The organism is Geomonas oryzisoli (assembly GCF_018986915.1).
Classification (GTDB): Bacteria; Desulfobacterota; Desulfuromonadia; order Geobacterales; family Geobacteraceae; genus Geomonas; species Geomonas oryzisoli.
This window is the reverse complement of sequence record NZ_CP076723.1, coordinates 1,560,406-1,572,572: the sequence shown is the minus strand read 5'-3', so window position 1 is coordinate 1,572,572 and position 12,167 is coordinate 1,560,406. Positions and strand designations below refer to the sequence as shown.

18 protein-coding genes and 2 riboswitches are annotated in these 12,167 nt (G+C 56.7%); of the genes, 11 read left to right on the top strand and 7 right to left on the bottom strand.

Annotated elements, in window-relative coordinates:
* Nucleotides 1–10: 10 nt before the first annotated feature.
* The 3 genes from pth to KP004_RS06945 are packed head-to-tail and all read right to left on the bottom strand — an operon-like array spanning nucleotide 11 to nucleotide 2,185.
* On the bottom strand, nucleotides 11–577 hold the full coding sequence (pth, locus tag KP004_RS06955) for an aminoacyl-tRNA hydrolase (RefSeq protein WP_199389737.1): 567 nt from the start codon (nucleotides 575–577) through the stop codon (nucleotides 11–13).
* Between the two features lie 12 nt (nucleotides 578–589).
* Nucleotides 590–1,177 (bottom strand): 50S ribosomal protein L25, encoded by a 588-nt coding sequence (locus tag KP004_RS06950; RefSeq protein WP_199389736.1) that lies wholly within the window; start codon nucleotides 1,175–1,177, stop codon nucleotides 590–592.
* Nucleotides 1,178–1,234: 57 nt separating this feature from the next.
* Nucleotides 1,235–2,185, bottom strand: coding sequence for a ribose-phosphate pyrophosphokinase (locus tag KP004_RS06945; RefSeq protein ID WP_199389735.1), 951 nt, complete (start codon nucleotides 2,183–2,185; stop codon nucleotides 1,235–1,237).
* A 321-nt stretch (nucleotides 2,186–2,506) separates the two neighbouring features.
* Here KP004_RS06945 and KP004_RS06940 point away from each other — a divergent pair, with 321 nt between their 5' ends.
* The gene (locus tag KP004_RS06940; protein WP_216801621.1) at nucleotides 2,507–2,920 is read left to right on the top strand and encodes a PilZ domain-containing protein; all 414 of its coding nucleotides are present in this window, start codon (nucleotides 2,507–2,509) and stop codon (nucleotides 2,918–2,920) included.
* A 19-nt stretch (nucleotides 2,921–2,939) separates the two neighbouring features.
* Here KP004_RS06940 and KP004_RS06935 read toward each other — a convergent pair whose 3' ends face one another.
* Nucleotides 2,940–3,311: a hypothetical protein gene (locus tag KP004_RS06935; RefSeq protein ID WP_216801620.1), complete on the bottom strand. Its 372-nt coding sequence runs from the start codon at nucleotides 3,309–3,311 to the stop codon at nucleotides 2,940–2,942.
* Nucleotides 3,312–3,525: 214 nt separating this feature from the next.
* A riboswitch (cyclic di-GMP riboswitch) is annotated at nucleotides 3,526–3,602 on the top strand.
* 122 nt (nucleotides 3,603–3,724) lie between these two features.
* Between KP004_RS06935 and KP004_RS06930 the strand changes: the two genes are divergently transcribed.
* The 5 genes from KP004_RS06930 (at nucleotide 3,725) to KP004_RS06910 (ending at nucleotide 7,045) form a co-directional block, all read left to right on the top strand.
* Nucleotides 3,725–4,003, top strand: a complete 279-nt coding sequence (locus KP004_RS06930) for a hypothetical protein (protein ID WP_216801619.1) — start codon at nucleotides 3,725–3,727, stop codon at nucleotides 4,001–4,003.
* A 21-nt stretch (nucleotides 4,004–4,024) separates the two neighbouring features.
* On the top strand, nucleotides 4,025–4,966 hold the full coding sequence (locus KP004_RS06925) for a DUF4382 domain-containing protein (protein ID WP_216801618.1): 942 nt from the start codon (nucleotides 4,025–4,027) through the stop codon (nucleotides 4,964–4,966).
* 75 nt (nucleotides 4,967–5,041) lie between these two features.
* A complete protein-coding gene (locus tag KP004_RS06920; RefSeq protein ID WP_216801617.1) occupies nucleotides 5,042–5,443 on the top strand; it encodes a bacteriohemerythrin in 402 nt (133 codons plus the stop codon).
* Between the two features lie 8 nt (nucleotides 5,444–5,451).
* Nucleotides 5,452–5,528, top strand: a riboswitch (cyclic di-GMP riboswitch).
* A 189-nt stretch (nucleotides 5,529–5,717) separates the two neighbouring features.
* Complete coding sequence (locus KP004_RS06915; protein ID WP_216801616.1) at nucleotides 5,718–6,383, top strand: lipid-binding SYLF domain-containing protein; 666 nt, start codon at nucleotides 5,718–5,720, stop codon at nucleotides 6,381–6,383.
* A gap of 293 nt (nucleotides 6,384–6,676) precedes the next feature.
* A complete protein-coding gene (locus KP004_RS06910) occupies nucleotides 6,677–7,045 on the top strand; it encodes a hypothetical protein (protein WP_216801615.1) in 369 nt (122 codons plus the stop codon).
* A 48-nt stretch (nucleotides 7,046–7,093) separates the two neighbouring features.
* On the opposite strand, the gene KP004_RS06905 is transcribed toward KP004_RS06910, so the two are convergent.
* Both KP004_RS06905 and KP004_RS06900 read right to left on the bottom strand, forming a co-directional pair.
* Nucleotides 7,094–7,525, bottom strand: a complete 432-nt coding sequence (locus KP004_RS06905; RefSeq protein WP_216801614.1) for a hypothetical protein — start codon at nucleotides 7,523–7,525, stop codon at nucleotides 7,094–7,096.
* Entirely contained in the window at nucleotides 7,522–7,689 is a 168-nt protein-coding gene (locus KP004_RS06900) for a hypothetical protein (RefSeq protein WP_216801613.1), read from the bottom strand. The genes KP004_RS06905 and KP004_RS06900 overlap by 4 nt, the downstream gene beginning before the upstream one ends.
* Nucleotides 7,690–7,909: 220 nt before the next feature.
* Here KP004_RS06900 and KP004_RS06895 point away from each other — a divergent pair, with 220 nt between their 5' ends.
* From KP004_RS06895 to KP004_RS06885, 3 genes are all read left to right on the top strand, one after another.
* On the top strand, nucleotides 7,910–9,106 hold the full coding sequence (locus tag KP004_RS06895; RefSeq protein ID WP_216801612.1) for a radical SAM/SPASM domain-containing protein: 1,197 nt from the start codon (nucleotides 7,910–7,912) through the stop codon (nucleotides 9,104–9,106).
* 42 nt (nucleotides 9,107–9,148) lie between these two features.
* The gene (locus KP004_RS06890; RefSeq protein ID WP_216801611.1) at nucleotides 9,149–9,571 is read left to right on the top strand and encodes a hypothetical protein; all 423 of its coding nucleotides are present in this window, start codon (nucleotides 9,149–9,151) and stop codon (nucleotides 9,569–9,571) included.
* A gap of 307 nt (nucleotides 9,572–9,878) precedes the next feature.
* Nucleotides 9,879–10,079 carry a hypothetical protein gene (locus tag KP004_RS06885; protein ID WP_216801610.1) on the top strand — a complete coding sequence of 67 codons (201 nt, stop codon included), beginning with the start codon at nucleotides 9,879–9,881 and terminating at the stop codon, nucleotides 10,077–10,079.
* A gap of 122 nt (nucleotides 10,080–10,201) precedes the next feature.
* On the opposite strand, the gene KP004_RS06880 is transcribed toward KP004_RS06885, so the two are convergent.
* A complete protein-coding gene (locus KP004_RS06880) occupies nucleotides 10,202–10,900 on the bottom strand; it encodes a carbonic anhydrase (RefSeq protein ID WP_216801609.1) in 699 nt (232 codons plus the stop codon).
* Between the two features lie 236 nt (nucleotides 10,901–11,136).
* Here KP004_RS06880 and KP004_RS06875 point away from each other — a divergent pair, with 236 nt between their 5' ends.
* On the top strand, nucleotides 11,137–11,580 hold the full coding sequence (locus tag KP004_RS06875) for a hypothetical protein (protein ID WP_216801608.1): 444 nt from the start codon (nucleotides 11,137–11,139) through the stop codon (nucleotides 11,578–11,580).
* Between the two features lie 10 nt (nucleotides 11,581–11,590).
* Nucleotides 11,591–12,157 (top strand): hypothetical protein, encoded by a 567-nt coding sequence (locus KP004_RS06870; protein ID WP_216801607.1) that lies wholly within the window; start codon nucleotides 11,591–11,593, stop codon nucleotides 12,155–12,157.
* Nucleotides 12,158–12,167: the final 10 nt, after the last annotated feature.

The following is a 12,167-nucleotide window of genomic DNA, read 5'->3' as shown; positions in this document are numbered from 1 at the left end:
CTTTTGGTCGTTACTTCGCGTTGAAGATGCTCATGGCCTTGGGCATCCCTTCCTTGACCGCCATCTCCATGGCGTCCAGGGAGGTGTCCAGCACTTCCAGCAGCTCGTTCATCTCCTCTTTGGCGAAGTTGGTCAGGACGAAGTTCACCACGTCGCCGTGCAGCGGCCGGCCGATGCCGACGCGCACCCGGGCGAAGGCGTTGGAGCCCAACTCCTGCCCCAGGGAACGGAGCCCGTTGTGCCCTCCGTGACCGCCCCCTTCCTTGAGTCGCACCTTGCCGAACGGGATATCGAGGTCGTCGTGGATCACGATGAGATCAGACAGGGACAGCTTGTAGAAGCGGAGCGCCTCGGCCACGGAGCGGCCGGACAGGTTCATGAAGGTCTGCGGCTTGAGGAGATAGACCCGCTCGCCCGCCCAGTTGCCGTCACCGGCAAGGCCGGAAAAGGCCTTCCTGGTGACGGCGATGTTGGACAGGCTTGCCAAGCGGTCTAAAACCATGAAACCCGCGTTGTGGCGGGTCCATGTGTACTTGGGCCCGGGGTTGCCGAGCCCTACGATAAGTTTTGCTGCCATAACGGTCCTGGACTAGGCGGCGGCCTCTTCCTCGGTAGCAGCCTTGCGGCCAAGGATGCTGACCACCGGAGCCTTCGGATCGCTCAGGATGGCGGTGCCCACCGGGGCATTGATGTCGCCCACGTGGATGGAGTGGCCAATGACGAGCTCAGTGACGTCGACGTTGATGTGCGCCGGGATGTGAACCGGGAGGCACTCGACTTCAACGGTGTGCATGGCGAAGTCGAGGAAACCGCCAGCCTTCACGCCGGCCGGGGTGCCGACCAGGTTCAGCTTGACCTGTACCTTCACCTTGTCGGCGAGGTTGATCTTGTGCAGGTCGACGTGACGCGCGTGGTTCTTCAGGGAGTCGCGCAGCAGGTCGGCAACAATGACGTTGGCGCCTTCCAGCGCGGCTACGCCCTGCAGGGTCAGGATGTGGTTGCGGCCGCCTTCGCCGGCGATGGCTTCGGTCAGTTCCTTCAGCCCCAGCGAGATGCAGACCGGCTCGATGCCCTTACCGTACACGACGGCCGGAACGCGGCCCGCGGCGCGCAGACGACGGCAGATACCCTTGCCGGTTTTTTCCCTCAGTTCTACATTCAGCACCTGCTTACTCATACATCCTCCGATGTCAATCTTGGTATTTGATCTTCCAATGACAGTTTTATTTAAGTACTACACGAAAAGGGAGCTGACGGATTCGTCCTCGTGGATGCGGCGGATCGCCTCGGCCAGAAGGTCTGCTACGGAAAGCACCCTGAGCTTGTCGGTCTGTTCTGCCTTCTCGCCCAGCGGGATGGTATCGGTGATGACCACCTTCTCGATGACCGAGTTATTGATCCTTTCAATGGCCGGGCCGGAAAGGACGCCGTGGGTGGCGCAGGCATAGACGTTGGCGGCGCCGTGATCTTTCAGAGCCTGGGCAGCATGGGTCAGGGTGCCGGCGGTGTCGATCATGTCGTCCAGGATGATGGCGTTCTTGCCCTTGACGTCGCCGATCAGGTGCATGACCTCCGCCACGTTGGGCCCGGTGCGACGCTTGTCGATCACGGCCAGGGTGCAGCCGAGCCTCTTGGCGAAGGCACGGGCGCGCTCGGTGCCGCCTGCGTCCGGAGAAACCATAACCAGGTTGTCCAGGTCGTCGGCGAAGCGGCTCTTCAGGTGGGCCAGGAGAACCGGCGCAGCGTAGAGGTTGTCCACCGGGATGTTGAAGAAGCCCTGGATCTGGCCTGCGTGCAGGTCGATAGTAACTACACGGTCTGCACCGGCGGCGGTGATCAGGTCGGCCACCAGCTTGGAGGTGATCGGCGTCCGGGGTGCAGCCTTGCGGTCCTGGCGCGCATAGCCGTAGTACGGGATGACCGTGGTGATGGTCGCAGCCGACGCCCTTTTCAGCGCGTCGATCATGATGAGCAGTTCCATCAGATTGTTGTTGGTCGGGCAGCAGGTGGACTGAACCACGTAGATGTCACGACCGCGCACGTTCTCGCCGATCTCGACCATGATTTCGCCGTCGGAGAAGGTTCTCACCTTGGCCTTGCCCAGGGGGACCCTGAGACAGTCACAGATCTTCTCTGCCAGAACCGGATTGGAGTTACCGCTGAACACCCTGATCTTGTTTTCCATCAATGCACCGGCCCTCTTTGTTTTTTCTTTTATGATTGACTACTGGTGCACCGGTCGCGACGCCGGGCAGCCTGCATCCAAAACCCAGGAAACGCTACTTAATACAATAGTTGGCGGGTGAAGTCAATGGAAAACCTACCACCACCGGACTCCCGCGCCCCTTCACCCCGACAGCCTTGCTGCCGGCCGGCAGGCATCATCGCGACACCCTGCAAAAAGCCCCGACACATCAGAATGTTGACAAATAAGACTATAGTTAGTATGGAACGTTGACGATAAGAAGCCTGCCGAACATCACGATGTGTGCGAGGAGGGTAAAACATGGAGCAGCGGCGTTTTCACCGGATCACCTACAGTGCGCCCGGGGAACTGGTTCATCATGACATAAAATATCGTTGCCGCCTGGAGAACGTTTCCCTGCGCGGCGCCCTTATCAGCGCCGACGAGTGCCTCATGGTGCCGCTCCACGAGTCCTGCAGGCTCACCGTCCCCCTGCAGCCGGGGGGCGCGCCCTTGACCATCACGGTCAGCGTGGTGCACTGCTTTTTCTCGATGATCGGGGTGAAGTTCACCGGTTTCTCCGGCGACTCCGAGCAGAGACTGTTCGATCTGCTTAAAGAAAAGACTACTGAACCGGAGAAGTTACTGCAGGAGTGGGATAGCCTTAGGAAGGAAAGGGCCGATGCCGGCCAAGAGAAGACCGTCATTCCGGAACCGGCGCTGGCCATCTTCTGATCGCCAGCACCTCGCCCGTTCAATGTTTGGTGCGACTGATTTCTGAATCCTTGGGTATGCGTCTTTCGTAGGGAAGGCAACTATTGATGTTGAGCACCTCTTCGGCCAATGCGAGGCTCTTGTAGCGCAGGGAGACCTGTTCCAACTTGTCCTTCAAGCGCAGCAGGACATCGATACTCTCCGTTTTGGCGTATTCGTTGTACAGTTGCATCACTTCCAGGAATACCGCATCCAGCGATTCGTCCAGCGTAAGGGCCCGCCCCGTTTCCTGTTCCGCCGCGCCGGCACTCTCTTGGTTCCAATTCTCGCGCACCTCGTCTTTGAAGCGGCCAAGGGCTATTCTGTCGATCTTGTACTTGGCATTGCCGATTTCAAGGATGCTTCTAACCATGCCCTCTCCCGATACAGCTCAAAATCATTAAAGCAAGATGGAGCAATGATCGCCCCCATACAATACGGTTTCGGCAACTGCGTTGGAAACTTTAATGTTTTTGACATGAGCCGATGCTGGGACTGATACAAAGATGATCGCGGCTTTAAAAACGTTCCTTGACACGGTTCCTGCCTTGAGCTATCGTTCCACCAAATTTTCCACTCCATACGATACACGATAATACTAAACCATCCGCGAGGATGGGACGGAAAGCCTACAGGGTCTCACCGAGACAGCCGGGTCGCCGAAATATCACGAGATATTCGGCCCCGGCTTTTTTATTGCCCAAAATCCAGCCACCGTTGCCATCCCGACGCAAACCAGTTGCGTTGACAAGAAGGCTGGTCCACCAGGAGGAACCAGATATGAGCATGAGATCGTTACTGAGCACCTTGGCGGCAGGAGCAGCTTTATGCGTCCTCGCCACCGCGACCGCCCCGTCCGCGCAGGCCGGCTCCGTCGGCGTCAACATCAACCTCAACGGCTATCTCCCCGCTCCTCCGGGAGTACACATCTATTACGACTCCGGCCGCCCCTACTACGTGGAAAACCGTCAAAGGGTCTATCTGAAAAAGGAAAAGGAGCACCACGAAAAGGAGCACCACGACAACGGCAAGAAGAAAGGGCACAAAAAACACCACAAGGACTAAGCGTAAAAGGAGGTTTCCATCATGCGAAATAAGACTGTTGCCTTTAGATCCGTTATTATCGCGATTGGCGCCATTATTGCCGCCATGCTCTACCTCGGAGGCTGCGGCGGCGGTGGCGGCGGTGCCAGCACCGGAACCTTGAAACTCGCCATCACCGACAAGCCAAGCGATGCCTACCAGAACCTGGTCATCTCCATCAAGGAGATCAGGGTGGTCCCGACGGGACACGAAAACGCCGCTGATGACGACCCGGCCCTCCCCGTCCTGGCCAAGTTCAACCCGCAGGAAAAGGTCATCGATATCATGACCCTGCAGTTCGTCCAGCAGGCCCTGGGCGAACTCGTGCTACCCGCCGGAACCTACCGCCAGATCCGCCTGGTCCTGTACCCGAACCCCAACGGAAACCAGACCCCGGTCAACTACCTTACCTTGAAGAGCGATCCGACGAACAAGATCCCCCTGACCACACCGAGCGGCCAGACCTCCGGGCTCAAGATTCTCGGTCCCCTCGAGGTGAAACCGGGCGTGATCAACGCGGTCATGATCGACTTCGACCCGAACACTGCCGTGGTGAAACGTGGCAACAGCAACGAGTACAACCTGAAGCCGACCGGCATCAGGCTGATCCAGATGGCCAACATGCTGAACCAGTTCGGCTCCATCATCGGCAACGTCAGCAACACGCTCCAGAACTGGAGCAGCGCGACCGTTTCCATCAAGCGTCGCGGGACCATCAACGACGCCACCCCCATCGCCTCGGGCCAGATCTTCGCGACCTATACCAGCGGCAAGTGGCAAGCCCCCTTCTCCGCCTTCGTGCCTGCCAGCGACCCGAACGACCCGAGCTGGGGCTACAAGACCTTCGTAAGCTCCAACGGCTTCGCACTCTACTCCTCGGCAACAGTGCCGGTGGTGCAAGGGCAGGCCAGCGATCTGGGGCAGATCGTCCTTGTTCCGCAATAGCGGCGTCGTCATACCCCGGCCTTCCCCGCCACGGAGAGGGCCGGGAGCATTACCAAAAGAGGGAGAAGCAAGTGTATGCCTATAATTGAATGGAAGAACTGCTATGTGGTCGGCATACAGGAGATCGATCAACACCACCAAAGTCTGGTGCAGTATCTCAACAAGACGTATGACCACTTCAGGGAGGGGCACCCGTTGGACCCCTCAGTGCTGGAGATCCTCATCGATTATTCCATGCAGCATTTCGGCTGCGAAGAGCGCTGGATGGAGAACTCCTCCTATCCAAAGCTTGGGCCGCACAAGGAAGAGCACCGGCAATTCCGGACCAAGATCTCGCAATTGAAGAAAAAACAGGCGCTCGACACCAAGGCATCCGTCGAGCTTCTCTGGTTTCTCTGCAACTGGGTCACCCACCACATCCGCGAGACGGATGCGGACTTCGGCAGGTACCTGAACTCCCAGTCCCAACACGGGTGACAACAAAATAGCGACAATACTCAACCATCCGCGAGGATGGGGCGGAAAGCCTAAAGGGTCTCACCGAGACAGCCGGGTTGCCGAACTATCACCAGATATTCGGACCCGGCTTTTTTTGTTCCAACGCAGGATATAGGGGATATTATATAAAGGGTGCGAACGCATAGTTGCCTGCGAAGCGTGCACGAGCCCCCGCGTTCTCCCCTTTGCGAAGGGGAGACAGAGGGGATTTGCCATTACATATAACTGGAGCAACAAAAAGGAGGACAAGAGCATGAAAACCATGAAACTCTTGGCAGCTGCTGTCGCTGCCGTCTTGATGGTGGTTTCTGTAACACCCGCCTATGCCGGAAAGGAGTCGAGGAAGATCGAGGACTGCGTCGAGGTGGTCAAGGCGATCAAGGCAATCCCTGAAGAGGGGATTCCCCCGATGCTGTTGAAGAACGCGCAAGGCATCATGATCATCCCCGAAGTGCTCAAGGTGGGCTTCGTGGTCGGCGGCAGGTACGGCACCGGTGTCCTGACCGTGCGCAACGAGAAGGGAAACTGGAGCGATCCCGTGTTCGTGAAAATAGCCGGTGGCAGCCTGGGGTGGCAGATCGGCGCCGAATCGACGGACCTGATCCTGGTCTTCAAAACGAAAAAAGGGGTGGACGGCGTACTCAGGGGCAAGTTCACCCTTGGAGCCGACGCCTCGGTAGCCGCCGGCCCGGTCGGAAGAAGCGCCGAGGGGGCGACCGACGTCACCCTGAAGAGCGAGATACTTTCCTATTCGCGCAGCCGCGGCCTTTTTGCCGGGATTGCCCTCAACGGTGCCGCGCTCATGATCGACGACGATGCCAACGGCGCGTACTACGGCAACCTAGATCCCAGGACCATAGCGGCCGGTGAGGCCGGCAAACGCACCCCGGAAGTAAAGCAACTGCTCGACCTGCTGTAATCCCCCACCAACCGATGTGAACGCCGCCCCGCCAACTACCCCGGCCGGGGCGGCGATTCTCGTTCCGGCCGAAGGGAAGGAGTTCTCATTGAGTGATTTTTTTATCACGACGGTGAGCCTCCCGCCTTGCTACTCATATTCTCCGGTTACGTCCTCTCATAGGCTCGATTGGGTTAATGAATGCCTTGAGCGCCTTTATTTAACCATTTCAGGCAGTTGCCACTGCAGACAATGGCCCTAAAATGTGACGGGTGTTTTGATGCTGACTGAAACCTGTCGAGAGGAGACGACCTATGGCCTACGTAAAAATCGCAGTTGAGGTAAAAGGAAGGGATTCGGAATTGCTTAGCTATCTTTTCCGTATTGCCCGAGGTCTGGCAACATTGGCGCTGTACCAAAACGGCCCTATTGCGTTAGAAACGTTCCAGGCAGCCCTGAATGTTTATCAAGCTGCTTTCGAAGGAGGCAAAACAGGGAATCGCTCGGAGATTTTAAAGCGCAATGCCGCTCGCAAAGCCGCCACGGAGATGCTGAGGAAGATCATATCGTTCCTGCAATCCGTGGCAACGGAGGATGACATACCGTCTCTGGTACAAGCAGGTTTCAACGCTTGTATTCCTAAGATTCACAGGAAATCGGTGGTAGCACCTGCATCAAGCTGAAACAGGCATTAAAAACGACAGGTTAACAGCCAGATGATTCAGGTTGAATTAATATCCCCCGGGATCCATACATGGCCCGGGGGAGTTTTTCCCCGCCAAGGGTCCGTGACCACGTCCCTTTACCCAGGTCCACTCCACAATTGCCTTTTCCGCCGTCCCCCCAATTGACTCCTTAGCCTGGATTACCACAACTAAACGTCTATCACCAGAAGTGCGAAGGTTACCCACCCAATGGGCGAAGGTCATCACCCAACGGATGAAGGTCATCACCCAACGGATGAAGGTCATCACCCAACGGATGAAGGTCATCACCCAACGGATGAAGGTCATCACCCAACGGATGAAGGTCATCACCCAACCGATGAAGGTCTTCACCCAACGGATGAAGGTCATCACCCGACGGATGAAGGTCATCACCCAACCGATGAAGGTCATCACCCAACCGATGAAGGTCTTCACCCAAGCGATGAAGGTCTTCACCGAAGGACGAAGGTCATCACCCGACGGATGAAGGTCATCATCCAACCGATTAAGGTCATCATCCAACCGATGAAGGTCATCCCCCGACGGATGAAGGTCATCATCCGACCGATGAAGGTCATCACCAAACCGATGAAGGTCATCACCCGAAGAACGAAGGTCATCACCTGTGATGATGTGCGAGGGCTTGGCTTCACCAAGAGCCGTTTCGCCTGCCCTCCTCCCCTCGTCCTCGTTCCCGCAGCTATCCAACTCCCCTGTTATCAGCTCCCATCCGGACTCCTCACATCACGGCCTTGACTCCCACACGAACAGAGATAACATTTGCCTGTTTTAATTTGTTTATTTTCATGTACACCTTTTCTACCTCGGAGGGGAAAAAACATGACTGCTGCCAACGCCACCTTGGATAGGTTCTTTCGCACCGTCTCGAATGTTTCCATGCTGCTGACCGACCGCTGCAACTTGCGCTGTTCGTATTGTTTCATCGACTGCACGCCGGCAAACGACTCCAGGATGTCGCTCGATACCGCGAAGGAGATAGCCCGTCTCCTGATCGGGAACTCCCAGTACCCGCAAGTAGTCCTGCATCTGTACGGCGGCGAGCCGCTGCTGGTCGACGACGCCTGGTTCGCCGAGTTCGTCGCCTATGCCAAGGCAGTTGGCCAACAGCAGGGCAAAGGGGTGATTTTCCCCCTGAGTACCAACGGCACCCTGCTCGACGAAGCCCGCATGGCGAGGCTGCATGACCTCGGCATATCCTTCTCGATAAGCTGCGACGGGCCTCCCCATATCCACGACGCCTGCAGGGAGGGAGGCGAGAAGATCCACGAACTGTTCACGATGGCAAGGAAGAGGAACATCCCGGTCGGAGTGGTTGCCACCATCAACAGGCACAACTGCGACAGGATGTCAGAGGTAATGGAGTATCTGCGTGAGCAGGGGGTGGCGGGGATGATCTCGAACTTCGTGGTCGCACAGGGGCGTGGCGATGCCGAGCAACTGTCCGCGGACCAGATGTACCGAAGCACCGTCGCGATGATCGAACACATGCTGAAGACCAACCTGTCCGTGGATGACATGAGGATCGGCCGACTCGCATACCAATTCCTCTCAGCCCGCCATGGCAATATCACTCAGCCTCAATGGAACCGCTCCTGTGATTCGGCAGAGGACAAGGTCGGCATAGATGCAGAGGGAAACATCTTCGTCTGCGGTGGAACCAGGAACAGGGATTACCTGCTCGGCAAGTTGGGCGAGGAGATTGACGAGCGCGGGGTACAGCGGCTGCGAGATAACTTCCCCAGGAAGGGTACCTGGTATATCCGCTGCTTCGATTGCGAGGCCAACCACTTTTGCACCCACGGCTGCCCCATTTCCTGCGACCTCTCCGAAACCTTCCGGGAGAACCACTGCAACTACACCAAGCGGATGTGGACATACTTCTGTAACAACCAGGACCAGGCCAGGAAGCTTCATGAGATGACCATGCAGAAAATGCAGCAGTGCATGAAACCGCCGACAGGGAGTGACGACCGCCACCGGTGTCAGCGCGATGCCGGAGCACAAGGCGGTCAGTAGCACCTGGTTTCAATACCCACAAAAGGAGAAAGGAGGACGAACATGATTACCAGAGGACTAGACGGAACTTTTTACGAGATTCCTGACGACACGGCCGACCAGTACAAGGTCCCCCAGGAAGAGGTCCAGGCGAAACTGGGCTCCTGCGGTTGTTCCCAGAACGCCCAGATGGGGATGGGGCAGGAAATGATGGGTCCTCAGAGCAGCGGCAGCCCTCAGGGGGTGGTAATTAACGTCATCAACCCGACCGCCGTGCAGAACCCGATGATGGGAGGACAACAGCCACCGCAACAACAGGGGGCGAAGTCCTTCCTGCACGGTGCCGGTGAAGGCGCTCAGGCGGAAGGTGCAGCAGGGCAGCTGACGGGAACCTGCTATAGCTGCTACTGCTATTGCTACAGTTGCTACTGCTACAGCTGCTACTGCTACAGGACCTGCTACAGCTGCTATGTTCAGCCGGTCTGACACCGGGAAACAGCGGCAGCAGGAGTAAGGCCAAGACCTATACGGTTCCTTGGCCATAGAGGGTTGGCCGACGCCAACCCTTTTTGTTTATCAAGCGCGCTGCGTCTCGAAGCGCCCCTTTGAATAATAGCCTTGCTGATCGTGACGGGAGCACCTTTGCGCTATGGAAACTCAGGACGATTAAGCGTAGAATTAGCTCTAGATCATGAACTTGATCTATACGCCAAGACACGCCAGGAACCGACGCATGAAACGAGGTGCGCCGCGGAGGCGGAAACCTCGTCGGTGCATGGCAATGGAGGTTTGTATGCAAAAGGATCTGCTTAAAAACAAAGAGTTCGATCTGGTCAGCGTCATTTACAACGCTTCACAGGCCGCCGAGACCTGCAGCCAGTACATAAAAGACGCCGAAGGCGATCAGGAAGTGGAAAGGTTCTTCAACGACGTAATCGATTCCAACTCCAACTTGGTCCAAAAAGGCAAAGACCTGCTCAAAAACAGGATCTAGGCACACCATGAGAGCGTAAAGCGTGAAGAGGGGACCGGCCGGAAGGCCTGCCCCCTCTTTTTTATTTCGGATGCCTTTTGGGAGCCGGCAGGTGCCGCCCTATCTTGCACGGCGACTCCGGACTACGGAAGCACGGTGACCACACCGGTGGCGAGGTCGTATTTCGCCTTCACGAGCTTCACCTTCCCGACTTCCAGATACTCCTTCACTATCGGGGAGTTCACTTCGATCGATTCGGCCACCTTTTTGATGTTCTCAACGATGCATTCCTCGACCACCTCCGCCTTGGTCCCGGTCGGGTTGGTGGCCAGCACCTCGGTCACGGCCGGATCGATGGCTTTCACCAGGCTGTCAATATTCTTTGCAGGCATGGTTCCGGTGACGTGCGAATCGTAGGTGGCGGTTACAGCACCGCATTTGGAGTGGCCAAGGACCATGATCAGCGAGGCCCCCAGATGCTCAACGCCGTATTCGATGCTGCCCAACAGCTCGCTAGCCGAGGCGATGTTGCCGGCCACGCGGGCAACGAAGATTTCCCCCAGTCCCTTATCGAAGAGGATCTCGGGAGGAACTCGGGAATCGGAACAGGTCAGAACGATAGCGTAGGGGTGTTGCCCTGCTACCAGATCGGTTCTGCGTGCAGGAGTCGACATCCTCTCCAGATGTTCGATCTCACCTCTTACGAATTCCCTGTTCCCCGCCATCAGCATGCTCAGAGCCTGATCCGGTGTGACCGCTGTCGTGGTAGACGCAGCCCAACTTGCCGAAGCGGAGAGCAGACTTCCTGCCAGTACCAAGAATACAGCCAACTTTTTGAACATTAATCCTCCTTTGGTGCCCGAAGGGCCTGTAGTCGCAGCGTGACCGCCACCTGAATGGGCGCACACTCTAGGGGATCGACACCAATATTGCAACAGATTTAATGTGAGCGTTATAATATCAACACCAAGAGATTGATTATTTATAATCGCCTCCACAATTGACATCAGAAATGGCCGGTATAAAGGAAATCATGAGTACGCACCAGTAGTGATCCCAATCGAGGAGGAACTGCCCTATGTTGAAAAGACTCGGCTATTTCCTGCTTTTAGGCGCATCGCTGACTGTGACGGCCGGCTGTGCAAACCGTGCCACCGGGACGTTGACTGCCGGAACCGATCTTAGCAAACTCAAGACTTTCTATGTCGTACAGGCGCCCGACGACAAAAGGAACACCTACCGGCTCATCAAAAACAATTTGGAGAAGAGGGGATTTGGCGCCACAACCGGTCCGGAGTTGAAGTCGCCGAGCCAAAGCGACGCGGTGGTTACCTATGTCGACAAGTGGATGTGGGACATAACCATGTACATGCTCGAGCTCACCATCATCTTCCGGGACCCTAAGACCGACTTCCCTTTGGCCACCGGCAATTCTCTCCACGCCTCCCTGACCAGAAAATCCCCGGAGGATATGGTTGATGAAGTACTGACCAACATTTTCCACGCGAAGCCTGCACAATAAGGAGACCGCCATGCGCCAGAGCGATGGAAGACCCGCAGGTGCCGCCCTCATATGGAAGCTGCTGACGCTCTTTCTCTGCGTCGCCACACCGATGGTTGCCGGCTGCTGCACCACGGCCACGCACGAAGGGATGACCCCGTCGACATTTGAAACAGGAGCAAATTACCAGAAAACGGTGAGTCTGAGCGTGGGAGGTGGCAAGGAACTCGACGAGTTGGGAAGAACATGGATATCGAACGAAGAGTTCAGTAAGGCGCTAATGGCGGCCATAACCAAGGCAGGTACTTTTTCACGAGTCGTTGAAGGCCGGCAGGGGGACTACCTTCTCTCGGTGATGATTTTCTCAATAGAGCAACCTGTTTTCGGGATGGCCTTTACCGTGAAGATGGAGGCAGGCTGGACACTGAAGCGGATCGCCACCGGCGAAACGGTATGGCAGGAATCCATCAAGTCCGAACATACCTCTACAACGGGGGATGCCTTTATCGGGGCTACCCGGATGAGATTGGCTACCGAAGGCGCAGGGCGGAAAAACATCAGTCAGGGATTGGCGAAGATTTCCAAACTCGGCCTTTAAGGATGAACGT

Coding starts and splice junctions, on each gene's coding strand:
- KP004_RS06935 (WP_216801620.1), bottom strand. CDS start 3,311: ATGGTTAGAAGCATCCTTGAAATCGGCAATGCCAAGTACAAGATCGAC.
- KP004_RS06910 (WP_216801615.1), top strand. CDS start 6,677: ATGGCCTACGTAAAAATCGCAGTTGAGGTAAAAGGAAGGGATTCGGAA.
- pth (WP_199389737.1), bottom strand. CDS start 577: ATGGCAGCAAAACTTATCGTAGGGCTCGGCAACCCCGGGCCCAAGTAC.
- KP004_RS06950 (WP_199389736.1), bottom strand. CDS start 1,177: ATGAGTAAGCAGGTGCTGAATGTAGAACTGAGGGAAAAAACCGGCAAG.
- KP004_RS06915 (WP_216801616.1), top strand. CDS start 5,718: ATGAAAACCATGAAACTCTTGGCAGCTGCTGTCGCTGCCGTCTTGATG.
- KP004_RS06940 (WP_216801621.1), top strand. CDS start 2,507: ATGGAGCAGCGGCGTTTTCACCGGATCACCTACAGTGCGCCCGGGGAA.
- KP004_RS06885 (WP_216801610.1), top strand. CDS start 9,879: ATGCAAAAGGATCTGCTTAAAAACAAAGAGTTCGATCTGGTCAGCGTC.
- KP004_RS06945 (WP_199389735.1), bottom strand. CDS start 2,185: ATGGAAAACAAGATCAGGGTGTTCAGCGGTAACTCCAATCCGGTTCTG.
- KP004_RS06920 (WP_216801617.1), top strand. CDS start 5,042: ATGCCTATAATTGAATGGAAGAACTGCTATGTGGTCGGCATACAGGAG.
- KP004_RS06895 (WP_216801612.1), top strand. CDS start 7,910: ATGACTGCTGCCAACGCCACCTTGGATAGGTTCTTTCGCACCGTCTCG.
- KP004_RS06890 (WP_216801611.1), top strand. CDS start 9,149: ATGATTACCAGAGGACTAGACGGAACTTTTTACGAGATTCCTGACGAC.
- KP004_RS06930 (WP_216801619.1), top strand. CDS start 3,725: ATGAGATCGTTACTGAGCACCTTGGCGGCAGGAGCAGCTTTATGCGTC.
- KP004_RS06875 (WP_216801608.1), top strand. CDS start 11,137: ATGTTGAAAAGACTCGGCTATTTCCTGCTTTTAGGCGCATCGCTGACT.
- KP004_RS06870 (WP_216801607.1), top strand. CDS start 11,591: ATGCGCCAGAGCGATGGAAGACCCGCAGGTGCCGCCCTCATATGGAAG.
- KP004_RS06880 (WP_216801609.1), bottom strand. CDS start 10,900: ATGTTCAAAAAGTTGGCTGTATTCTTGGTACTGGCAGGAAGTCTGCTC.
- KP004_RS06900 (WP_216801613.1), bottom strand. CDS start 7,689: ATGACCTTCGTTCTTCGGGTGATGACCTTCATCGGTTTGGTGATGACC.
- KP004_RS06925 (WP_216801618.1), top strand. CDS start 4,025: ATGCGAAATAAGACTGTTGCCTTTAGATCCGTTATTATCGCGATTGGC.